This is a genomic window from Pseudochrobactrum sp. sp1633, assembly GCF_030376605.1.
Lineage (GTDB): Bacteria > Pseudomonadota > Alphaproteobacteria > Rhizobiales > Rhizobiaceae > Pseudochrobactrum.
On record NZ_JARRAE010000021.1, the window covers coordinates 15,803 to 37,290 of the forward strand.

General features: G+C 60.6%; 27 protein-coding genes and 1 pseudogene. 18 read left to right on the forward strand and 10 right to left on the reverse strand.

Translation table 11 applies throughout. The features are described from left to right. The first annotated feature begins 25 nt into the window (after window positions 1–25). Entirely contained in the window at window positions 26–985 is a 960-nt protein-coding gene (locus P8H26_RS16280; RefSeq protein ID WP_004099025.1) for a YeeE/YedE thiosulfate transporter family protein, read from the forward strand. Window positions 986–1,023: 38 nt separating this feature from the next. Here P8H26_RS16280 and P8H26_RS16285 read toward each other — a convergent pair whose 3' ends face one another. Beyond that, window positions 1,024–1,410: a DUF6314 family protein gene (locus P8H26_RS16285; RefSeq protein WP_004099026.1), complete on the reverse strand. Its 387-nt coding sequence runs from the start codon at window positions 1,408–1,410 to the stop codon at window positions 1,024–1,026. Between the two features lie 263 nt (window positions 1,411–1,673). Between P8H26_RS16285 and P8H26_RS16290 the strand changes: the two genes are divergently transcribed. Together P8H26_RS16290 and P8H26_RS16295 are read left to right on the forward strand one after the other, a co-directional pair. Next, window positions 1,674–2,162 carry a YkgB family protein gene (locus P8H26_RS16290; RefSeq protein ID WP_004099027.1) on the forward strand — a complete coding sequence of 163 codons (489 nt, stop codon included), beginning with the start codon at window positions 1,674–1,676 and terminating at the stop codon, window positions 2,160–2,162. A 557-nt stretch (window positions 2,163–2,719) separates the two neighbouring features. Beyond that, complete coding sequence (locus P8H26_RS16295) at window positions 2,720–3,214, forward strand: MarR family winged helix-turn-helix transcriptional regulator (protein ID WP_004099028.1); 495 nt, start codon at window positions 2,720–2,722, stop codon at window positions 3,212–3,214. A 396-nt stretch (window positions 3,215–3,610) separates the two neighbouring features. Here P8H26_RS16295 and P8H26_RS16300 read toward each other — a convergent pair whose 3' ends face one another. From P8H26_RS16300 to P8H26_RS16310, 3 genes are all read right to left on the reverse strand, one after another. Beyond that, window positions 3,611–4,636 (reverse strand): zinc-binding alcohol dehydrogenase family protein, encoded by a 1,026-nt coding sequence (locus P8H26_RS16300; protein WP_004357654.1) that lies wholly within the window; start codon window positions 4,634–4,636, stop codon window positions 3,611–3,613. After that, complete coding sequence (gene msrA / locus P8H26_RS16305) at window positions 4,636–5,124, reverse strand: peptide-methionine (S)-S-oxide reductase MsrA (RefSeq protein WP_045269765.1); 489 nt, start codon at window positions 5,122–5,124, stop codon at window positions 4,636–4,638. The genes P8H26_RS16300 and msrA (P8H26_RS16305) overlap by 1 nt, the downstream gene beginning before the upstream one ends. Before the next feature lie 107 nt (window positions 5,125–5,231). Next, the gene (locus tag P8H26_RS16310; RefSeq protein WP_289634212.1) at window positions 5,232–6,464 is read right to left on the reverse strand and encodes a bifunctional alpha/beta hydrolase/OsmC family protein; all 1,233 of its coding nucleotides are present in this window, start codon (window positions 6,462–6,464) and stop codon (window positions 5,232–5,234) included. Between the two features lie 229 nt (window positions 6,465–6,693). Here P8H26_RS16310 and P8H26_RS16315 point away from each other — a divergent pair, with 229 nt between their 5' ends. The 8 genes from P8H26_RS16315 (at window position 6,694) to P8H26_RS16350 (ending at window position 12,221) form a co-directional block, all read left to right on the forward strand. Beyond that, window positions 6,694–7,569, forward strand: coding sequence for a LysR family transcriptional regulator (locus P8H26_RS16315; protein WP_011191349.1), 876 nt, complete (start codon window positions 6,694–6,696; stop codon window positions 7,567–7,569). A gap of 146 nt (window positions 7,570–7,715) precedes the next feature. Further along, the gene (gene msrB / locus P8H26_RS16320; protein ID WP_289634213.1) at window positions 7,716–8,159 is read left to right on the forward strand and encodes a peptide-methionine (R)-S-oxide reductase MsrB; all 444 of its coding nucleotides are present in this window, start codon (window positions 7,716–7,718) and stop codon (window positions 8,157–8,159) included. Between the two features lies 1 nt (window position 8,160). Continuing rightward, window positions 8,161–8,700, forward strand: coding sequence for a peptide-methionine (S)-S-oxide reductase MsrA (gene msrA / locus P8H26_RS16325; RefSeq protein ID WP_028720651.1), 540 nt, complete (start codon window positions 8,161–8,163; stop codon window positions 8,698–8,700). A 139-nt stretch (window positions 8,701–8,839) separates the two neighbouring features. Further along, window positions 8,840–9,544 (forward strand): glutathione S-transferase N-terminal domain-containing protein, encoded by a 705-nt coding sequence (locus P8H26_RS16330; RefSeq protein ID WP_028720650.1) that lies wholly within the window; start codon window positions 8,840–8,842, stop codon window positions 9,542–9,544. Then, the gene (locus P8H26_RS16335) at window positions 9,541–10,509 is read left to right on the forward strand and encodes a magnesium and cobalt transport protein CorA (RefSeq protein WP_116089485.1); all 969 of its coding nucleotides are present in this window, start codon (window positions 9,541–9,543) and stop codon (window positions 10,507–10,509) included. The genes P8H26_RS16330 and P8H26_RS16335 overlap by 4 nt, the downstream gene beginning before the upstream one ends. A 94-nt stretch (window positions 10,510–10,603) precedes the next feature. After that, complete coding sequence (locus P8H26_RS16340) at window positions 10,604–11,176, forward strand: hypothetical protein (RefSeq protein WP_116089486.1); 573 nt, start codon at window positions 10,604–10,606, stop codon at window positions 11,174–11,176. An 87-nt stretch (window positions 11,177–11,263) separates the two neighbouring features. Next, a complete protein-coding gene (locus tag P8H26_RS16345) occupies window positions 11,264–11,713 on the forward strand; it encodes a hypothetical protein (protein ID WP_004099042.1) in 450 nt (149 codons plus the stop codon). Between the two features lie 106 nt (window positions 11,714–11,819). Next, window positions 11,820–12,221, forward strand: coding sequence for a RidA family protein (locus P8H26_RS16350; RefSeq protein WP_004099044.1), 402 nt, complete (start codon window positions 11,820–11,822; stop codon window positions 12,219–12,221). 30 nt (window positions 12,222–12,251) lie between these two features. Here the strand turns inward: P8H26_RS16350 and P8H26_RS16355 are convergent, their stop codons facing one another. The 6 genes from P8H26_RS16355 to P8H26_RS16380 form a co-directional block, all read right to left on the reverse strand. Beyond that, window positions 12,252–13,523: an MFS transporter gene (locus tag P8H26_RS16355; protein WP_004357638.1), complete on the reverse strand. Its 1,272-nt coding sequence runs from the start codon at window positions 13,521–13,523 to the stop codon at window positions 12,252–12,254. Beyond that, window positions 13,511–14,023 carry a DM13 domain-containing protein gene (locus P8H26_RS16360; RefSeq protein WP_004357637.1) on the reverse strand — a complete coding sequence of 171 codons (513 nt, stop codon included), beginning with the start codon at window positions 14,021–14,023 and terminating at the stop codon, window positions 13,511–13,513. Before P8H26_RS16360 ends, P8H26_RS16355 begins: the two co-directional genes overlap by 13 nt. Before the next feature lie 3 nt (window positions 14,024–14,026). Then, on the reverse strand, window positions 14,027–14,497 hold the full coding sequence (locus tag P8H26_RS16365; protein ID WP_011191345.1) for a hypothetical protein: 471 nt from the start codon (window positions 14,495–14,497) through the stop codon (window positions 14,027–14,029). 151 nt (window positions 14,498–14,648) lie between these two features. Continuing rightward, the gene (locus P8H26_RS16370; RefSeq protein WP_011191344.1) at window positions 14,649–14,939 is read right to left on the reverse strand and encodes a DUF1330 domain-containing protein; all 291 of its coding nucleotides are present in this window, start codon (window positions 14,937–14,939) and stop codon (window positions 14,649–14,651) included. Between the two features lie 62 nt (window positions 14,940–15,001). Continuing rightward, window positions 15,002–15,433 (reverse strand): heme-binding protein, encoded by a 432-nt coding sequence (locus tag P8H26_RS16375; protein ID WP_004357630.1) that lies wholly within the window; start codon window positions 15,431–15,433, stop codon window positions 15,002–15,004. A 73-nt stretch (window positions 15,434–15,506) separates the two neighbouring features. Continuing rightward, complete coding sequence (locus P8H26_RS16380) at window positions 15,507–16,517, reverse strand: zinc-binding alcohol dehydrogenase family protein (protein WP_011191343.1); 1,011 nt, start codon at window positions 16,515–16,517, stop codon at window positions 15,507–15,509. A 605-nt stretch (window positions 16,518–17,122) separates the two neighbouring features. Between P8H26_RS16380 and P8H26_RS16385 the strand changes: the two genes are divergently transcribed. The 7 genes and pseudogenes from P8H26_RS16385 to P8H26_RS16415 all read left to right on the forward strand — a co-directional run bounded on the left by P8H26_RS16385 (window position 17,123) and on the right by P8H26_RS16415 (window position 21,468). Next, on the forward strand, window positions 17,123–17,728 hold the full coding sequence (locus P8H26_RS16385) for a sulfite oxidase-like oxidoreductase (RefSeq protein WP_033982388.1): 606 nt from the start codon (window positions 17,123–17,125) through the stop codon (window positions 17,726–17,728). Continuing rightward, complete coding sequence (locus P8H26_RS16390; protein ID WP_033982390.1) at window positions 17,721–18,473, forward strand: ferredoxin reductase; 753 nt, start codon at window positions 17,721–17,723, stop codon at window positions 18,471–18,473. The genes P8H26_RS16385 and P8H26_RS16390 overlap by 8 nt, the downstream gene beginning before the upstream one ends. Before the next feature lie 82 nt (window positions 18,474–18,555). Further along, window positions 18,556–19,821 carry a thiolase family protein gene (locus tag P8H26_RS16395; protein ID WP_033982398.1) on the forward strand — a complete coding sequence of 422 codons (1,266 nt, stop codon included), beginning with the start codon at window positions 18,556–18,558 and terminating at the stop codon, window positions 19,819–19,821. A gap of 100 nt (window positions 19,822–19,921) precedes the next feature. Beyond that, window positions 19,922–20,146 (forward strand): annotated as a pseudogene (locus P8H26_RS16400) (glutaredoxin domain-containing protein); the annotation flags it as partial. A 69-nt stretch (window positions 20,147–20,215) separates the two neighbouring features. Next, window positions 20,216–20,497 carry a DUF427 domain-containing protein gene (locus P8H26_RS16405; RefSeq protein ID WP_046092728.1) on the forward strand — a complete coding sequence of 94 codons (282 nt, stop codon included), beginning with the start codon at window positions 20,216–20,218 and terminating at the stop codon, window positions 20,495–20,497. A 170-nt stretch (window positions 20,498–20,667) separates the two neighbouring features. Continuing rightward, window positions 20,668–20,934, forward strand: coding sequence for a hypothetical protein (locus P8H26_RS16410; protein ID WP_018429638.1), 267 nt, complete (start codon window positions 20,668–20,670; stop codon window positions 20,932–20,934). A gap of 198 nt (window positions 20,935–21,132) precedes the next feature. Continuing rightward, window positions 21,133–21,468: a Dps family protein gene (locus P8H26_RS16415; protein WP_233101280.1), complete on the forward strand. Its 336-nt coding sequence runs from the start codon at window positions 21,133–21,135 to the stop codon at window positions 21,466–21,468. Window positions 21,469–21,488: the final 20 nt, after the last annotated feature.

Sequence of the window (21,488 nt, forward strand, 5' to 3'; positions counted from 1 at the left end):
GATATGATCAGGCAGGCTTGAAATAATGGGATCGTTTGCGCTCGAACTTCTTCTATGCGTACTTGCCTTCGGGTTCGGATATGCGGCGAACCAAGGCGGAACCTGTTTAGTGGTGGCCGCTCATGAGTTACACAGAAGACAGCCGCCGAAAATGTTCGTCGGATTTCTCGCAGCGTCGGCAGCGGCAGGCCTGGTTGCGGTCCCGATAGTCTGGACGGGAACACTGGGCGCAACACTCGCACCCTCGACCAGCATCAATTTCCTCCTGCTCATCGGCGCCATCGCCTTCGGCCTCGGCGCACTCATTAATGACACATGCCTGCTCGGATCGCTGGCGCGGCTTGGGGATGGGGAGATGCGACTTCTAGCTCTACCCTTGGGATTAACGATTGGTATCTTGGCTGCCGACCATGGCAGGTTCGGCTACGATTCAACATGGCCAAGCTTAATCTCCAAACCGAGCGCAACAGGCCTCGTTACTCTCCTAGCCTTCCTAGTTGTGCTCGTGCTGGCACTCGTTTTCGTTTCCACGAAGAGCGTTCTGCGAACAAAGCCGGGTTGGTCGTTCGGCGCTTCGATGATTGGACTCGGTATCACTGGCGGACTTCTATATGCACTCTCGCCGGCCTGGACCTTCGCAGACGTGATTCAACGCGCCCTTCCTCTCAGAATGTCCCCGGCCGGCGAGGTCGCGCTCACTGCGGTGATCTCTTCGATCGCAGGCGCCCTAACCGCCTCCTTTCGCCAAGGCAATCTGCGTCTCCAACTGCCGACAGCCAATGGCATTCTGCGATCTGTCGTCGGCGGCACATTGATGGGTATCGGCATCGCGCTCATACCCGGCGGGAATGATGGGTTGATCCTCGCAGCGGTTCCGACTCTTTCACCTGGTGGGATAGTCGCCTACCTTCTGATGACGACGACAATCGTCTTCGGATTTGCAGCGCGTGGTAAGTTATTCCGGCGCTGCCTTTCACGGCCATGATAAGGGCAACAGAGGACTTGCCCTCCTGACATGAGCATTTATCCCGACCGGGAATATCGGCTGACTAGCTCGTATGCCTTTGCAGGCCCTTGGACCATGATGACCACTTCAAAGGCCGCCGGCCCCAGAATCCTGTAGGTTGCATGGTAGGTGTCGTCTCCGCAGGCATAGACGCCACTCGCTTCCAACCCGGTATCCGTCCGCGAGAAACTCAAGCTGAGGAACTGCGTCCCGATATGAGGTCCGTCTGCGAACTCGACGACAACACTGTCCTCGCTCAAGCGATAGCGATACTGCCGGCACGCGGAGAATACTCTGCCATCTGCCAGTGAGAGAATGCCGCTCTCTCGATAAGCGAGCGCGCCTTCGCCGATCGCTGCTACGATTTCGGTGGGCATGGTTATCTCGTCCAGGGCCGCGTCCATCCGTACAGGCTGGACGTTTGCCAACGGGCTATAGGCCCACCCGGAGCGCCAGCCCCATCAAGTCAAAATCCCGCAAAGGTCGCGCGTTTGCTGGGTAAAGGCATCGCCGATGAGGATGGCTTCGTGAGGCAGCGAAGCGCGAGCCAGCCGCTCGACATATCTCGCTTATTAGTATATGCGTCGCGCATATACTGCAACGCCTGCCCGAAGCACGTAGACGACGTTCGTGACGTTCCCACGGGACCACTGTTGAGGAATTTTAGATGAGCATTTTCGACCGTTATGAATTTCTTGTCCCCGAGCACGGTCGGAGGGATCTTGGCCTGCTTAGATGGGCTCTCGTGATCGTATTTCTGTGGTTCGGCGCGATGAAGTTCACAGCGTACGAGGCCTATGGTATCGCCCCGTTTATCGAACACAGCCCGATCATGAATTGGCTCGGCATGTTCGGGACGCAGGGGCAAAGCTATTTCATCGGCGTTATCGAGTTATCGACCGGTCTCGTTCTGATCCTTGGTGCATTTCGTCCACTCTTCTCTGCGCTAGGCGCACTAATGTCAGCAGCGACCTATCTGATCACGCTGACCTTTTTCATCACCACTCCAGGTGTCGCGGAGCAGACTGCCGGCGGCTTTCCTGCGATTTCGGCTGCACCAGGGCAGTTTCTACTGAAGGACGCAGTTCTGCTAGCGGCGTCCCTCGTGCTGCTGCGTGCTTCGGTCCGCCACAGAGGGGCGCTTGTGCTCTCGTGACTGTGGTCCTCTCGTGACGGCGGGCGTGCAAATCCTGCAGAACCTCCGCGGGGCATGGATGCTCCGTCGCGATATCGAGCCCGGAGGCGCTCAGCTGCATGGCGACGCGGTCTTCGCCCGTTTCGCCGCAATCCCCGACGTCGTGGAGCACGGACTGTTCCTCAATGGGATTGATACAATCGTGATCGCGCGCGGTGACACGATGGAAGTGCGACGCCGGGGGCAAGCTAGGTCTCGCTGATCTGCACCTGCGCGGCCTGGATGACAGCGCTGACGCGGAGTGATTCTCGGGCGCGACCTACGGCGATTCCGAGCGAAAAGGCTTGCCCTATAGCCGCCAGGTATCAACGGTTCCGCGGCCTTAACGAGCCGGACCCGTTTTTTTCGGCGCGCTCGATCAGTCGAAATCCTCCGAAACCCTTCTAAAACAGGACATTTTCCACAAGCCGCGCGGAGGAAGAGGACCACGGTATGGCTTGCTGTCTATGCTCCGCGCACATATAGATGTGGCAATGGATGGACCTCGAGATCGAAACATTTTCGGGGCGTTCGCACTCATGATCAGCGACGACATCGTTCGCGCTAGTTCATCGCGGGCGCCGGAAGCTGGACCCGCCGCCTCAGCGCTGGCGTTGCTCGCGCACAAGCCCGGGCTCTCGATCCGTATGCTTGCGATCGGGGTGGGCCTTTCACATGCTGGAACTGTTCGCCTGGTGGATAGATTGGTAAGCGAGGGATTGATCGAGCGTAGGGAGCATTCGACAGACGGGCGCGCGCGATCCCTCTATCTTACTCCAACTGGCAAGGTCGCGAGCGACGAGGTCCTGGCCTCGCGCGATCAAGTGATTGCCGAAGGGCTATCGATCCTTAATCCAGACGAACTGAAAACCTTATCGGACATCGCTGAACGCGTTCTCCGAAATCGCTTGGAAAACCTCGAGCAGTCATACCGCATCTGCCGCTTGTGCTGCTACGAGGGCTGCACGAACTGCCCCGTCGATGCCGAATTGCATGAGCGAGGTGTGGACCGCGAGAAGAACGACGACGCGTAGGAGACTCGCAATTGCGGCAGCTCAACGCTGCTCAGATGGCGGGGCTTCATAATGTCAGCGAGCCTACCATCAGCCGCATTCTTTTGGCTACGCGTCAAGCCGGCCGATCGGGCATGGCGGTCTCATTCTAATATGTCGGTGATCGCCCCACTTTTAGCCGCTCAATTGATCGGAACGCGGTTTCGGAAGCGGCCGTTCAAACCACTCGCTGCATTCCCATTTCTCTATGTCCGATAGGTAGTTTCGGGGAAAAGCAGTCGGGAACAGGTTTCGGGAACGCATGCTCCGGCAGGAGCGCAGCGCGCGTCCCAAACGCGTTTTCCCGGTAGAGCTTCCCAATCGGCAAAGTGCGGGCCACCTCAGACTGCGAACGCGAAAAACCGCCTGGCTGGTCACTCAAGGCAGGGTAACGACGATTTTCGCTGCGGATACACCCGCCTTCAGGGCTTCCAAGGCAGCCTGGAGCATTTCAAGGCCCTGGCCCACGATCTTCGCCGGAGGGGCGGGGACGAACGTGCGCGCCGCGAGAGCCTGCGGCAGGAATTCGCGGTAGATCATTGGACCAACCTCGTCATCCTTGAGGCTCGTCCCGGAGATGTGCGTCGCCTCGACTCCAAATGAACGCTCGTCGGGCGGGGCCAGCGTCGCTGCCACCCGGCGCGAGCCCTCGCATCTCGCAACTACGGCAAAACAGTCTTTCATGTGACCGGTCGCGTGAAGCGTTCCAGCGAGACTGCGCCCGCGCATTGCCTCAATCACGTCTTCCACGATGGCTGGACTCGAGTGGTCAAGAACCTCGCTTGCACCCAGCTCCTTCAACAGGCCGACGTTGCGCGCCGAAGCGGTGGCGACGCACCTGTAGCCCGACGCCACCGCGAGCTGGATGGCGTTGCAGCCAACGCTCGACGATCCACCCCAGACCAGAACGACCTCTGGACGCGCGGTCGGCGAGTGTAACGGTGGCGCGAGAGCCAACTGTGTCCGTCCGTAGAGCCCGCTTGCGGCGGTGCCAAGGCCAAGCGGGAGGACTGCCGCATCAGCGAAGGCAATGTTGTTGGGGATCGGCGCCGCCATGTGGTCCAGCACGATCGTGTGGTGCTGGAACGCACCCTGCGCAGGTTGATTTACGGTTGTCCCGACCGCCTGTCCGATGACTCGATCGCCGACCTTGAACCGCTCGACCGCGCCACCGACCGCCGCGACCTCACCGGAGACGTCGCTGCCGAGAATCGCGGGATAGTCGAGCCATGGCAAAAGCGCGACGTCCTGCAGAATCCAGTCGAGTGGGTTGATCGCGATGGCCGCGTTGCGGATCAATATCTCGTTCGCCGCCAGATGCGGCAGAGCGGTGACACCGATCCTCAGTGGCTGCCCCGGCGCTTTCTGCCAGGCGGCCTGATTAGTCACGGTTTCGGTCATCATCAACTCTTTCTGTCAAGTATTACAGCTGGGCGTTCGTCTGAGCGGTCCAACCGCCAGGTCGGGCGCACGAAGTGGCAGCTATAGCCCCCAGGATAGCGCACCAGGTATTCTTGGTGCTCTGGCTCCGCCTCCCAAAAGGGTTCTTCTGGGTTGATCTCCGACACGACCGGGCCTGGCCAGCTTCCTGATGCCTCGATTTCCGCGATGGTTGTGAGGGCGACTTCCTTCTGCACTTCGGTGGTGTAGAAAATCGCCGATCGATAGCTCGGACCGACATCGCTGCCTTGTTGCTCGTAGGTCGTGGGGTCATGTATCTGGAAGAAGAGTTCCAAGAGCGAGCGATAGGCGAGAACGGAAGGGTCGAAGGTCACTTCCACTGCTTCCGCATGGCCGTAATGTCTCGCGTAGGTCGGATCAGGCATTTCTCCGCCTGTGTAACCGACACGCGTCGAAATGACTCCCCTGGCTCGGCGCAGCAAATCCTCCATGCCCCAGAAGCAGCCGCCTGCGAGAATTGCTCGCTCTGTCGCGGCCGCCCTATTGCCGGTAGGCGATTGGCTCACAGTCCGTTCGCCCTCCTCCGTGTGCGCCACGGTCAAGCCAGCCTCGCGGGATCCGCAGCCTGACTGGCGCTCAAGAGCTCGGTCTGCACGTCCGAACCCCGGATGAGACTCAGATCGACGGGACACCGATCAGCGATCGCGAGGATCCGAGCGCGCTGATCATCACTCAGCGGCCCATCGAGGACAATGGTGCGGGTGAACCGGTCGGGTGGCATCATGTCCGGCACCTTCTCGTGCTGCACGGTCGTGCTCGCCCGTTCGAGCGGAAAGCCCTTGCGGTTCGCATAGAGACGCATCGTCATCACCGTGCAGGCTGCGAGGCCGGCAGATACGAGTTCGTAGGGAGATAGTCCGGTCCCGAGGCCACCGACCGATGCTGGCTCGTCGGCGAACAGAGTGTGCTCGCCGCTGCGGACCTTGAGCTGGAACGTCCCTGCAAGAGTTTCGGTGGAGACGACGCCCTCCGCAACCTCGACCTGCGGAAGATCCGCGCTGAGTGGTGGGAGAAAGCGGCTCGCCCAAACCGCCACCATGGCCGCGGCGTAGTTCGCGTCCGCGACGTCGGTGAGAAGGTGATCCGCGTTGTCGAGCGAGATGAAGCTTTTAGGGTGCCTGGACGCGACGAAGATGCGCGACGCGTGGTCGATGCCGACCACCTGATCCAGCGGAGAGTGCATGACCAGCACCGGCCGTCGCAGGGAGGCAATGGCCTTCTCGACGTCGATCCCCTCAACCGCCTCAAGGAACCCTCGGCGAATGAGGAAGGGCCTACCGGCAATCTCCACCGAGGCCTCGCCCTCGCTCGCGATGGTGTCCAGATCATTCGGTCCGAAGAGGCGCAAGATATGCTGAAGGTCGGCCGGCGCACCAATCGTCGCTACCGCCGCAATATCAGGCATGTCGGCGGCGGCTACGATCGCAGCGGTGCCACCCAGGCTGTGCCCGACGAGGAGGGACGGTGACATGCCCGCCGCCGCCATCGCATTTGCGGCGGCCCGAAGGTCCTCGACGTCCGACGCGAAGTTCACAGGTTCTCCCGTCCCACCGCCGATCCCGGTCCCGGCGAAATCGAACCTCAAGACCCCGATGCCCGCACGCGACAGCGCGCGCGAGATGTAAACGGCGGCGCGACTATCTTTCCCGCAGGTGAAGCAGTGGGCGAAGATCGCCCAGCCCCGCGGCGTCCCTTCCGGCGGTTCGAGGTGCCCGGAAAGCTGAGAGCCAGCCCCAATAGCAAACGTGAATGTTTTTTCTGCCATGTCCATCGAACCTCCAGCAATTGGCTTGGCCGTTCCGCTCCCAGAACCTTCGACGGAACTGAGCGGAGCGCGCCGCCAAACGAATAATCGTCATCTCAGGGTATCATTTATATGCCTCGCGCATATAGACAAGCCCCTAGATCGTGATTATATGCGCCAAGCATACTTCTGCGGCCTGCTCTCCGAAGGCGGTCTCACGGAAGAGGCATCAGTCAGGCGCATGGGCCAAAGGACTATGGAACTCAATCAAGTCAGCTATTTCATCAACTTGGCCGAGACGCTGAATTTCACAGCGGCCGCTCGCTTGAGCGGTGTGTCACAGCCAAGTCTGACCCGCGCGATCCGCCGCTTGGAAGATGAGCTTGGCGGGCCGCTGATCTATCGCGACGGGAAGAACAGCCGCCTGACTGGCCTTGGCCATGACGTCGAGGCAGAATTCCGGCGCATGGTGGTCGCGATGAAGAGCGTTCGCAATCACTCGGAGCACTGGGCGATGGGGGGGCACCGCGTGCTGGATGTCGCCGTCGCGCCCACCGTCGGACCAAAGGAATTTACGGCATTCTTCGAGAGCGCATTGGCGGAGATGCCATCCATCGAAATCAAGCTGCACTCGCTCCAGTCGAACGAGGACACATCGGAGGTGCTTTCAGGAAAATACCACGCGTGCATCATGCCGCGTGAAACAAGACCGGAACGCAAGCTGGATGTGCATCCTCTATTTCGGGAGCGCTTCGTGCTCGGCTGTTCTGCAAACCATCCCTTGGCTGCCAACGAGATCGTGCGCGGCGAAGACCTGCTCGAGTTTCCTTTCGTCGATCGCCTGAAATGCGAGTTTCGCGATCGGATCCTCGATCACTTCGCGCGACGGGACTTGCTCATGCGACCTCGCTTTCGATCAGATCGCGAGGACTGGGTGCAACGGGTCGTCGCTGACGGCCACGCCATATGCATTCTTCCGGAACGATCGCCGACCGTGCAAGGCCTCGTCACTCGGCCGATCGACGGATTTGTCTTGGAGCGCGAAGTCGTGATCGCGACAGTATCCGGCTCCACGGCAACGGTCGAGATACGGAACATCGCGCAGCTGGCAGCCCGGTATGAGTGGAACTGAATCACGACGTGAAGAGCTTCGGCGCTATGGAAACTATACGCGCAGCGTATTGGATAAATCTGGGGCGCACTGCTATAGTCGGCGCAATGACTGCAAAGATAAATGACAGTGTGTCGAGCTCTCTAGATTAATTATTGGAGACTATCATGAAGTTTGAGAAGTCACAGGCAGCAGTTGACCGCCTGACCCCCGAACAACGCCGGATTACCCAGGAGTCGGGCACCGAAAGGCCCTTCACGGGCGAGTATAACGACAACAAGGAGCCGGGCATCTACGTCGACATTGTGTCGGGAGAGCCACTGTTCGCTTCGACGGACAAATTCGATTCGGGTTCTGGCTGGCCGAGCTTCACCAAACCGATCGTGCTAGCAAACGTGAACGAGGTTAGGGACAGCGCGCACGGCATGGTCCGGACGGAGGTCAGGTCGGTGCACGCCGACAGCCATCTCGGCCACGTGTTTCCCGACGGTCCTCCCGACCGCGGCGGTCTGCGCTACTGCATCAACTCAGCGTCCCTTCGCTTCATTCCTCGCGATGAGATGGAGGCCGAGGGATACGGCGAATATCTCAACCAGGTAGAGGAGGCCTAACATGCACCAGCGCGCAATTCTCGCAGGCGGATGTTTCTGGGGCATGCAGGATCTGATCCGCAAGCGACCCGGCATCGTCTCTACCCGTGTCGGCTACACCGGCGGGGATGTTCCGGACGCCACTTATCGCAATCACGGCACGCATGCCGAGGGGATTGAGATCGTCTTCGACCCGGCAGTGACGAGCTACCGGAACATCCTGGAGTATTTTTTCCAGATCCACGATCCTACGACGAAGGACCGCCAGGGCAATGATCGTGGGCTCTCCTACCGGTCGGGTATCTATTACGTCGACGAGGAGCAGAAGCGCGTCGCAGAGGACACGATCGCCGACGTGGATGCCTCCGGGCTGTGGGATGGCAAGGTCGTCACCGAGGTCGAGCCGGTCGGCGATTTCTGGGAGGCCGAACCGGAACATCAAGACTATCTGGAGAAGCGGCCCGGCGGCTATACCTGTCACTTCCCCCGTCCCGGCTGGGTGCTTCCACAGCGCCAAAAGGCTGGCGATGTGCAGCCTGCGGCCGACACCGCAGCGGAATAGTCTTCACTGACGTTGCCGCTGCGCCGCTCGGGTTCGCACTCTTCTTGACCGTGTCGTCAAACGACGCGGTCATCGGACCCCGCATTGATGAGGTGGTCATTTGAGTCAGCCGCCGTCGTAGCAACAGGATCGCAGAATTATGCCAGACCTCTCATCATTTCCGGTCACGCAGCGCTGGCCGGCCTCTCATACCGACCGCCTGCAATTGTACGCCGCGCCAACGCCCAATGGCGTCAAAGCCTCGATCATGCTGGAGGAGACTGGCCTAGCGTACGAGCCCCACCTGATCGACATCTCGAACAACGAGTCGAAGGACCCAGCGTTCGTCTCGTTAAACCCGAACGGCCGCATACCGGCGATCATCGATCCGGCGGGCCCGGACGGCAACCCCATTGCCGTTTGGGAATCCGGTGCGATCCTTATCTACCTGGCCGACAAGACGGGCCAGTTCATTCCGAGTTCACCCGCCCAACGTTACGAAACCTTGGCCTGGGTATTCTTCCAGGTGTCGGCCATCGGGCCGATCTTCGGTCAGCTTGGCTTTTTCCTGCGGTGGGGCGGTAAGGACTATGAGGACAAACGGCCTCGGCAGCGCTTTGTCGATGAATCCAAGCGTCTCCTCGGCATCCTGGATCGCCAACTGGAAGGCCGTGATTGGCTCGTCGACGACTATTCGATTGCGGACATCGCGACGCTCGGCTGGGTGAATGCGCTGGTTGAACTCTACGCTGCTGGCGACATCCTTAGCCTCAGCGACTATTCGAACATCCAGAAATGGCTCGGCCGTGGCTTGGCTCGACCGGCAGTGCAGCGTGGCCTGCAAATCCCTGCGAGGTCGGCATGAGCGTCATCGCCGCCTACTATTACAACGAAGGCAAGCGAATCCGGGAAATCGCGATCGACGAGCGCGTCCAACTCGACAAGGGTCGCTCGGGTTTCTGCTGGATCGCTCTTCTGGATCCCACCGCCGACGAACTTCACGCGCTTCAGGCGACGTATCACCTCCATCCGTTGGCAATCGATAACGCGATGCACCCGCTGTGCCCGCCCAGGCTCGACGTCTACAACGGCGAGCTATACATCGTCGCGCAGACCGCCGAACTGGTCGGCGACCGGATCAGCTACGGCAAGATGGCGATCTTCACCGGTCACAATCACCTCATCACCGTGCGGCACGGCAACGCCGGAGCGCTGGGCAAACTTCGGGCGCAACTCGAGGCATCGCCGACGCAGTTCGGCAAGGGTGTCGACTATGTGCTGCATGCGATCCTGCACCGCGTGGTCGACCAGTATCTGCCCATCTTCGAAATGATCGAGGACGACGTCCTGGCCATGGAACGACGGTCGCTGCACGACTTCCTCGGGCCAGAAGAGGTGGCGCGAATCTTCGAACTAAGGTCCGAACTCACGCGGTTCCAGCGCACGCTCGGGGCTATGGCCGAGCTGGTGCAAAAGCTCGTTCGCGGCCACTTTCCCTGCATCAGCGCCGAAATGACACCATATTTCCACGACGTCGCGGACCATGTCCACCGCGTGCAGTCCATGGTCGACGGCCTCCTGCTTGTCCTGTCCACGGTCTTTGAGGCCAGCAGCCTTCTGGAAGCGCAAAGGATCGGGGTGGTCACCCGCCAGCTCGCTGCCTGGGCGGCGATACTCGCAGTCCCGACGGCGATCGCCGGAATATACGGCATGAACTTCAAGAACATGCCGGAACTGAACACGACCTATGGCTACTTCGTCGTACTCGGGGTGATGGCGATATCCTGCCTCATCCTGTTCGTGCGCTTCAAGAAGTCCAAGTGGCTATGAACTCCGCACTCCGCGCTCTTCTCCGTCATCTGATGGACCAAAGCACGACTTGTGCGGAAGCGCGTCCAATCCAACTCGATATGAAAGTGCGCGCATGACATCCGAAGTGACCGACGTTCTAGAAGCAGTCCAGTCGTTCATCGCCAAGGGCTATGACCGCGAATACCGCGTCAAGGACGGCAATCTCGTTGATCTCGAACTTGGATCGATCCTCGACGCGTGCACCATTCGCGTCGATGCGGCATTACGCCTCGAGAGCGGGGATGACGGCGAAGACGCCTCCAACATCTACGCAATCACCGATCCAGCGACCGCGCATAAGGGCTTGTTGATCGACGCCTTCGACGTGTTTCACGAAATCTGCCCCCGCGACTTGTCCGAGCGCCTTGTGGCGCATCGGGAAACAGCACCGGCAGGTGACCAGGACGCGCCGAGCAAGCACGGACTACGGAAAGTCTACAAGAGCGAGTTTCACAGCGATCCCGAGCGTTACGTTCTGCGCGAGGGCTTTCCAGACTTCCCGCCATGCCCTTTCGGCCAATCCTTCAGCATCCTCGGCTTCGATACCGCCGAGCAGGAATATGTCTGGCTCGTCACGAGCATCATTCGAGATCCTCGGCTGATCAGGGTTCCATACCAGGGCGAAGACGTCATCAGCGACGAATAGCGGTGTCGCTTAGCCGGAAAGGCTGGCCTTCCTGGCCCACACATCTGCAGGCTGAACTTTAAGAACATCGAAAATTAGGAGGTGATTATGGACTGGAACAAGGACCACATACGAGAAACTATGCTCTTGCTGGAGACAGCAGCGTTGCACAGCGCTCGCGAAAACTACCTGGACTATGTCTCTACCGCTCGGCTCGATCGGAGCGAACCGATCGAAAACGACGAACTAGCTCAGGCCGAGGTCGCGAGCGACTTCGCTGAAGCGCTCGATGACACGCTCCATGACTACGCCAATAAACTCGAAAAGCTCAGGACGATCGATTTCGGCCCCAAGTTGGCCGTCAACGAAGGCGCTGTCGTCAAGCTGTCCGGCCGCCACTTTGTGATCGCGGTGTCAACGAGCAAGTTTACCTGTCAGGGGCGTGAGCTCATGGGCATTTCCACGATGGCGCCGATCTTCGAAGCGATCGAGGGTGCCCGAGCCGGGGAGACCGTGCAGTTCAACGGCCGGGACCTCACCGTAGAAGACGTGGAATAAAGCCCTCCACCGCAGCCGGCGCGCTAGTGCCGAACGCCCTGCATCTCTTTCTGCATGCATACGGTCACTTGCAGCCGCGTTGACCTGGCTCATCAAAGGCAAACTCATGACAACACCTTCATTCTTCATCACCCCCGGATACGGGACGCGCCTGCATGACGCGCTTCATTATTCTCAGGCAATGCGCATTGGTGACCGCGTGGAGATCTCCGGACAGGGCGGATGGAACGACGATCTCGTCATTCCGGAGTCGATTGAGGAAGAGATCGAGCAGGCGTTCAAGAACGTGGAACGGACGCTCGCGACCGCCGGAGCACGCTGGCCGCATGTGGTCCACGTCAATTCCTATCACGTCGGTGGATTCCCTCCCGTGATCAACGAAACAATGGCCAAGCTGTATCGCCACTACATGCCCGACCGCGCTCCAATCTGGACGCAGTTGGGAATCGAAGCGCTGGGGCTTCCAACCATGCGTATCGAAATTCGCGTAACAGCTATCATCGCCTGACCCCGCGGTTCGTGCAGGCGCCGTGCCGCGCTAATCCCGCACGCCCTGCGCCCGCTTCTCCATGCATATCATCGTATCGAGAGATCCGGTTATCATCGGCGTGCTCGGAGAACGGGGGGCCGCCTTGGCCTGGTTGGCGCGCCTCGGCTGCCTGCGGGCGATGGCCAGCACTGCCAGGAGCGTGAGCAACGCCGCCGCATAAAGGAACAGGCCGCCAGGGCCGACGATATTCATTGCAGCTGCTCCTATTAGGGGGCCAGCGGCTGTCCCGATCCCGTTGAGCAGCAAAAGCCCGCGCGCGGTGCCGAGTAGCCGACCGGCCGGAAGATCGTCGTTTGCGACGGCGAGACACAACGAATAAATCGGGATGCCAAAGCCGCCGAACAGCGCACCTGCCGCAAGGAGCAGCGGCAGAGGCGCTTCCACCGCCAACGCTACGCCGATGGCAGACGCTGCGGACGCCAGCGCCGCACCGGCGATGACAAGATTCCGGGGCACTCGATCCGAAAGCCAACCGAGTGGCCAATGGAAGGCGAGCGTTCCACCAAGAACCGCAGCCATGAAGGCGGAGATACCGCCCACATCGAGGCCGATGCTCTGGGCGAAGTTCGCGCCCATGCCCCAGAAACCACCGATAGCCAGGCCGGCCAGGAAAGCGCCAGCCGCAGCGAGAGGTGATACGAGGACGAGGTCCCTGAACGCGACCCATTCCTGTTCCACCTGGGCCGGCGGATGACTGGGCAGCAAGGTGATCGGAACCACCGCCGCTGATATCAGCAGCGACACGATGAGGAACAATGTCACGTCGGCGGGCGGTGCGATGTTGAGTAACGCCTGCCCGATTGCCCATGAGCCCATAGAGACAACTCCGAATATCGACAGGAGCTGCCCGCGTGTGGATGGCAATGCGTGGGCGTTGAGCCAACTCTCCGTTGCGAGGATCATGCCCGCGTAGGCGAAGCCGGTAATCAGGCGAAGCGGCATCCAGGCGATCGGCTCCACGAACGCCACATGGAGAAGGGCGGTCATCGAGGCAATGGCCGCGAAGCCGGCGAAGGTTCTGACATGTCCCACGGAGACGATGATCGGTGGCAACACGAGCGCGCCGATCGTGAAACCCGCGAAATAGAAGGACATCATCGCGCTGATCGCGCCGGTCGAGAACCCCTTATGGCCGGCTCTCACGATCAGGAGCGTGCTCAGCAGGCCATTGCCCAGCAGCAGAGCGGCGACGCTCAGCAGCAGCGCCGCCACCGGCGCGAGAACGAGGCCGCGCTTGCCCGCCGACCTCATGGTATCCATCGCCGGGCTCGTTCTCGGGCCTGACTTGAGGGTTGATACTCTGCCGCACTGATGAACTGGTCGAATGCTTCGCACCAGATGACGACCGTGTTGTAGTCACGGACATCGATGCCGGCAGGCACCTCGACGATGAAGCCGTTGAACGTCTTCACATCGCCCACGCGGACTGATCTGTCCTTGATTAGGAGAAAGGCCTCCTTCGTGTCGACGAAACGTGGTGCGAGGTAGAGCTTGTAGTCGGGACCAGGGGCGAGGCGCCCGATATGGGCGATACGGTCGCGCGAGACCCGGATCTCGCCTTCCCCCCAGTGAAGCAGGTCGCTGCCTTTGAGATCGCGGGCCAGACGCCCTGCGTAGAGCGTCTCGGCTGAGATGGTCCGCAAGGCCGCCGCGTCCGGGGCCTGGGGGGCGGTCAGGATCGGCAGCGTGTAGACACCGCCCGCGAAGCCCATGGCGAGCATCGCGAGATGGGTGGCAATCAGGATGACCCAGCGCCGCATCGGTTACACCAGCTCCAGTCCCTTCACGAGCTGATCGGCGTCGAGATGGAAGTCCGAGAATACGATGCGGCCGCCAGCGTCCATCACGGAGAACCAGGGCGTTCCCCGCGTGCGGTAGTCCTCCATGAAGGTGGGAAGCGTCGCGCCGGCAGGTGGCTCGTCCTGACCGAACGCGACAGGAAGCGCATACTTGAGCTGGTTCACGCGCAGCTTCTCGAAGGTGTTCTCATCCGCTCCTTCGAAGACGGTCTGGATCACCGCGAAGCCCACGCCCTTGGCGCTCAATGCACCATGCAACCTTTGTAGCGTCGGAAATCCATGCAAATGGCAGCCACGGCACCAGTGCTGGAAGGCGAAGAGGACTTTCGGGCCGGTGCCGAGATCCGACAGCTTGAGCGGCGCGATGCTTTCTCCATCCGCGCCAATCCATCTCTGCACCCGCAGCTCGGGGGCTTGTCGTTCGTCGACGCTCATCTGATCCTCCAATTCCGATGCAGAAGTCCGATGAGTGGTCGCGTGTGGCGATGGCACGCGAACCTCACCGCCTTGATCCCCTACAGGTTGTAGGATGCGAGTTCGCCGACCGATACCTCGTGGCCAGCCCCGCCGTTCTTCCGTCGGTGTGTCACCGCCGCCCCTCAATGACAAAGGCGCGATAGCGGGAACCGGCAAAACGGTGCGCAGCGATGGTTTGGTAGGCGGGGCTATGATACCAATCACGGGCGGCCTGCATCGTCGGGAACCGCAAAATTACGGCCCCTTCGACGGGCGGCCCCTCCAAATGCTCCATCGCGCCATAAGCGGCGAGAAAGGTTACGTCGTGGCCATCGAACGATGGGCCGACGCCTGCAGAATAGGTTGCGAGTTCTTCCGGATCGGTGGTTTCTTCGCGGGTGAAGACGACGAACGCTTCCATCTTAAAGTCTTTCATAAGGTCGCATCTGCAGGCCACCGCCGCTGGCGATGGCCTTAAAGTCGTCAGGCTGGCAGCTCGAACCCGATTTTCGTGAGTGCCTCGACGCACGCATCCTGATCCTGCTGATAGTTGCCTCCGGAGATGCCGATCCCGCCGATCAACTTCCCGTCTTCCAGGATCGGATAGCCTCCGCCGACAGCGACCATCCGGGGGCGATAGGCCAGCGGCGCCACTTTTGGATCGTTCGAAACATAGTCGTTCCAGACATGGGTGGGGTACCCAAACGAGGCGGAACTCCAAGCCTTGTCGATGGCAACATCGACGGTGAGAAACGGCGCGTCATCAGTGCGCTCGAACGCGCGCAGGTTACCGGTGGCGTCGACGACGGCGACCGCAGCCGGGATGCCGATTGTACGTGCCGCGGCGATCGCCGCGTCGATGAGGGCGACGGCGGTTTCGCGGTTGATCGAGGCGGTGGCAATGGATTTCGTCATGAAATTTCCTTCGCCGTGGCGTAATCCGTCCGGCGTTCTTGAGGTTAGAAAAGACGTTCGGCGGTGGCAGTCATCAGAAGCCTTCGAGGACAATCTTGCCTCTTGCCGCGCCACTTTCGATCAGTGCGTGCACCGTCTTCAGATTGGCGGCATTAATTGGCGACAATTTTTCGGTTAGCGTCGTGCGAATTTTGCCGTCGTCCACCAGCACCGCCAGCGAATTGAGGATCTTGCCCTGCTCATCCATGTCGGGCGTGCCGTAGAGCGACCGTGTGAACATCAGCTCGTGGTGGATCGACACTGCCTTGCGCTTGAACAGCATGACGTCGAGCGCCTTGGGATCGTCGATGAATCCGAACCGTCCTTGCGGGGCGATCAGTTCGGCGATGTCGGATGCATGCTGCTCGGTATGCGTGGTCGAGAACACGAAAGCGGGAGCGCCGATGTTGAGCTCGGCAATCTGTGGCGCGAGCGGCCGAGAGTGGTCGATGACATGATGAGCCCCAAGCCCTTTAACCCACTCCTGGGTTTCCGGCCGAGAGGCGGTGGAGATGACGATGAGATCCGTGCGCTGTCGAGCGATCTGGATGGCGATCGACCCGACCCCACCCGCACCACCGATGATGAGGATCGCCGCCGCCCCGGGAACGGGCTTCGTCACGTCCAGGCGATCGAACATGGCTTCCCAGGCCGTCAACGTCGTGAGTGGCAGCGCCGCCGCTTCCGCCCAGTCGAGCGACGCGGGTTTACGACCGACGATCCGGGCGTCGACGAGATGGAACTCCGCATTGGTGCCAGGCCTTATGAGCGATCCGGCATAATAGACCTCGTCGCCTACCGCGAACTGCGTCACGTCGGGGCCGACCTCTTGCACGATCCCGGCCGCATCCCATCCCAGCACTTTCCAATCGCCATCAGCGGGCGGCGTGCTGCTGCGGATTTTGTAGTCGACCGGGTTGACCGAGACAGCCTTCACCTCAACCAGGATATCGCCTCCTTCAGCGACAGGCCGAGGCAGATCAATGTCGACCAGAGAGGCGTCCTCGGCGATGGGTCCCGGAACCTTGTAACCAACGGCTTTCATCGGTGTCTCCAGCTTGCTGTATCCTGAAGTCTTATCGATCAGATCGAAATTTCTTCCGAAATATACTCAGGATTTAAAGATTTCGCGTGTCAGACTATGAAGGTATGCGCGCAACATATCCAATAGCGGTACGACATAGTTTCCATACCTCGGAGCCGGATTCAGAAGTTTATCGAAAATAGCGGTTTATTGCTGTTCGGCGGGTGAGCATCCGGATGGAGGCGATAAGCGCCCAAGCGGTTGAGGAGTCGACCTCTCAGCGGTCGCGTTGGCAGGGGCGATCTCGCCCGCCGGTCTCACACCAACGTTGGCAAGCGACGGCGTCCGCTCGAAATCCGCTGACGGGGATACGCCTGCAATGCCGATTCGAAGCTATCGAAACTATAGCTACAGGGTATTGGGAAATCATACTGGACTGACGCTATAGTCTTCACGCATAACCACGACTCAAAATGGTCCAACACTTTTCTCTACGCTAATAGAGAATCCGGTATTCTGATTTTCAGTGAATTGGCTCGTTCGGCGGTTGTGCGCGCAAAGATCTTTTACAGAATTCTGAACTGAATCAGGTTCTGGTCTGTCGTGACAAGCAAGGGGGTTTCGCTATGGTCACCAGAGGTTTCACAGGCCGCGGTCCAGGCGGCGACCAGTCCGATCGGATACCGCCGGGTCAGCATCTCGTGGAGAATTTCCCTGTTCTGACGGCCGGGCCAACGCCGAGCGTGGAGCCCTCCGATTGGAAATTCACCGTCAAGATCGGTCCGAAGCCCGTCAAAGTGTGGAACTGGAGCGAGTTCAACGCCCTACCGAAGACCAAGATGACCCGAGACATTCACTGCGTCACGTCCTGGTCCAAGCTGGATACCGCCTGGGAGGGCGTACTCATCGAAGACATCCTTGCAGATGCAGGGCTCGATCGGCCCACCGATTTCGTCTTGGCGCACTGCTACGATAATTACTCGACAAACGTCCCGCTGGCGGATCTGCTCTCCGGGAAAGCGATGGTCGCCCTCAACTATGCGGGCAAGCCGCTTCCCCGCGATCATGGAGGGCCGGCGCGTCTTCTGGTTCCGCACCTTTACTTCTGGAAGTCCGCCAAATGGGTGAACGCGCTGCAATTCACAACGCGTGACGAGGCGGGCTTCTGGGAGCTGCGCGGCTATCACATCTATGGCGATCCGTGGCGCGAGCAGCGCTACACCAATGACTGAAAACGGCGCGCAAATCGCGTGGCAGTCATGCGTGATCGACGAAATCGTCCAGCAAACCCCGAGTATCAAGAGCTTCTTCCTTCGGTTGAGCAAACCGTTCGCGCACATCGCAGGGCAGCACGTCGATGTCCGGCTGACCGCGCCCGGTGGCTACAGTGCGATGCGGAGTTACTCGATTGCGTCTTCGGCAATCTCGTTCCCGACGGTCGAGCTCGCTATCGAGCGCCTGCCGGATGGCGAAGTTTCGCCGTTCTTCCACGATGTCGCGGCGATCGGAGACGAAATCGAGCTTCGTGGTCCGCTCGGCGGCCATTTCCTATGGCCTGAACCTGCCATAGACCCAGTGCTGTTGATCGGGGCAGGCTCCGGCCTCGTGCCGTTGATGGCGATGATCCGGCAGCGCCGCGCACTAGCCCAGGTCGTGCCGACAGCGCTGCTCCTGTCCGCACGAACCGCTGAAGACGTTCTCTTCTCAAAAGAGCTTCATTCCATCGAATGCAGCGATCCGGCATTCGCCTTGGCGCTGGCAATTACGCGCGAGAACCCGATCCGCGCATCGGACTTTGCGCGACGGATCGACGGCGTGATGGTCCAAGAAGTTCTGGCCCGGCTTCACCGAAAGCCCACACAAGTATTCGTTTGCGGGTCCAACGGTTTCGTCAACATCGCGACCGAGGGCGCGCTGCTGGCCGGCCTGGACCCCTCCATTGTCAAAACCGAGCGCTACGGTGTTAATGGCCATTGACATACGGCGGCTAGCGGCGCAAGCTACTTCGCGTCCCGCCGATCGTGGACGTGCAGCCCACGGATTAATTTTGGAGATCATCATGAGCCGCTTTGCCGAACCCGTCTTCATTGCCGCTGGCCTTCGGACGCCTTTCGGCCGCGGCGGAGGCGCGTTGGCTGCCTACGATGCCATCTCTCTGTCCGTGCCTGTCGTGCAGGCGATGGCGGCGCAGGCGGAGCCTGATCTCCTCGTCTGGGGAACCGTGATCCCGAATTTGGGCTGGAGCAATATTGCTCGCGAAACCTGGCTTGATGCCAAGCTCAATCCGACTGTTCCGGCGTTCTCCGTCGTCCTGGCATGCTCGACCAGCATGACGGCGACCTTCGCTGCGGCAGGGATGCTGGGCGGAGGAACCGACCTCACCATGGTCGGCGGGTCCGAAGTCATGAGCCGGCCGTCAATCGCCCTGACGGCCGATGCATCGAAGCGGCTCACCGACCTCTTTGCGCAGGATGCGACCGCCGCGCTTGCCGCCCTCCAGTCTCTGACTCCACGAGACTACGTGCTCCCCACAAAGGGCTGGGCAAACCGGATCACCGGAAGGACGATGGGTGATCATATGGAGGAGACCGCCAAGGCTTGGCGGGTCTCGCGCGTCGCGCAGGATGATTGGGCGCTCAAGAGCCACCAGCGGGCAGTCGCTGGTTGGGAACGTGGCTTCTTCGACGATCTCGTGATTTCGCTGCCTGAGCTGGCGCGCGATGCGAACCCGCGCGCCGATACGTCGCCCGAACGGCTGGCCGCACTCAAGCCCGCCTTCGATCGCGACAGCGGGAGGGGAACCCTGACCGCCGGCAACAGCTCACCGATTACGGATGGAGCCGCCGGGTGTTGGGTCGCTACCGAAGCCGGTGTGGCGAGACTCCCGGCGGGCACCCCCTACGCGCGGCTCGTCGACTACGAGATCTCTGCCGTCGATCTCCACACCGAGGGCCTGCTGATGGCGCCCTCCTATGGCATTCCGCGCCTGCTCGCGCGGCATCAACTCAGCTTCTCCGACATCGCACTCTGGGAAATCCACGAAGCCTTTGCAGCCCAGGTCCTGGCGAACGTCGCGGCCATCACCGATCGGGAGTGGGTGCGCGCGACAGCCGGTGTCCAGGCGGCTATGGGCGATTTTGACTGGGACCGCGTCAATCCCAATGGAGGCTCGGTCGCCCTGGGTCATCCGTTCGGCGCTACAGGCGCGCGCGACCTCAGCCAGGCGGTAAAGGAACTTTGGGCCATGCCGCCCGGATCGCGCGCAATCGTCAGCATCTGCGCCGACGGCGGTCAAGGCACAGTCGCCCTCCTCGAACGCGGCTGACGGTAGATCAACGCCATGACAGCGATCCGCTTCCAACTGTCGGAGACGCGATATGACAACTGATGTGCTGCTGTACATCACGAACTGATGCCCGTTCTGCCGCCGGGCGAAGATGCTCCTCGAGGAGAAGGGCGTGCAATGGAAGGAACTCGATATCGAGGCGGATCCGGTTCACCGGCAGGCCATGACGGAAGCGTCGGGTCGAAACACCGTGCCGCAGATCTTCATCAACGGCACGCATGTCGGTGGCTCCGACGAGCTTTTCGAGCTCGATGTCAGAGGCGAACTCGACAAACTCCTGGGGCGCACGCCGCCCGCCATCTAAGGGGGTGCGGCCTTGGGGCAGACAGCCCGCAAGCCCCGTGCCGGTTGATGAATACGAAAGGAGAGTCCGTTGGTCTCAGCTATCTGGAATGACGCCACCATCGCCACAAGCAACGAGACGGTCGTCGTCGAGGGAAACCACTACTTCCCACCGTCGGCAGTCGATTTTGGCCTGCTTGAGATGAGCCCGCACACGTCCGTCTGCCCGATCAAGGGCACCGCGCGCTACTTCCATGTGCGTGTGGGAGACGCGCTCAACGTGAACGCAGCCTGGACCTATCCAGATCCGACGCCAGGCGCCGAGGGCATCCGGGATCATATCGCCTTCTGGAAAGGCGTGGAGGTTGCGTAGCAGGCGGACAGGTGGCGGCCTCAGCGCCATGTGCAAGCGCCCGCGGGACGGCTTTTCCGCCCATCCCAGGCCGCGTCGGCTACAGGGCTCCGCCCCGGACCTTCTCCGCGGACTGGCGCCGAGGGCCTCGGACCCTTGGGCTTCTGTCGAATCAAGACGACTGGATTGAGATGGAGCATGCCGAGTTCGATGCCGCCTTCGCGCAGCTTCCCGAGGGATACAGCGAAGGCGCCTACGAAGGCCGGCGTTTCGGCGTGACTGTCCGGCGATCCGGTGACGGACGTCGCAACAGCCTGTTCGCCAGGGAGTTGGCCGGGACCGACATTGTCAGCTTCAACCTCTATCGCGTTACATCAGATAGAACATTGCTGAAGCCGTGCGAGATGTCCGCCGAAAAGGTCGTCGCGTTCGTGCTGGATTTCCGACCGGCCCCCTGACGGGCAGGTGGAGGTCCCGGCCGACCGGTCCGCCTGCGACGCCCGGCCCCCCAAGACTGCGCATGTCGCTCAAAGGTATCAAAACTATAGCCACCGGCCATTGGACTTCGTCTGGCAATGAATTCATCTTCTATACATCGCCATCCGTGGGGGAATCGGTGCTGGATCCCGTGTAGCCAGATTGAGAAAGTCTAAGCGATGACGAACAACAATGCCTCCGCCCTTCCGACACCTTCTGATCTTGACGAATGCGCGGCGATGACTGTCGCCGACGCTCTGAAGATCATTCTGGCGAACAGCTACGCGATTTACCTGAAGACAAAAAATTTCCACTGGCACGTCTCCGGACCCTACTTCAGGGACTATCACCTGCTTCTTGATGAGCAGGCCGCAGAGATCCTCGCCGTCACCGATGCGATCGCCGAGCGCGCCCGAAAGACGGGCAACACCACCATTCGATCGATCGGCGATATCGCGCGCCACCAGACGATCAAGGAGGGGAGCCCGCAGAATTCGGAAAAAATCGTACGCTAAGGTTTTCCGGGCATCCGTAA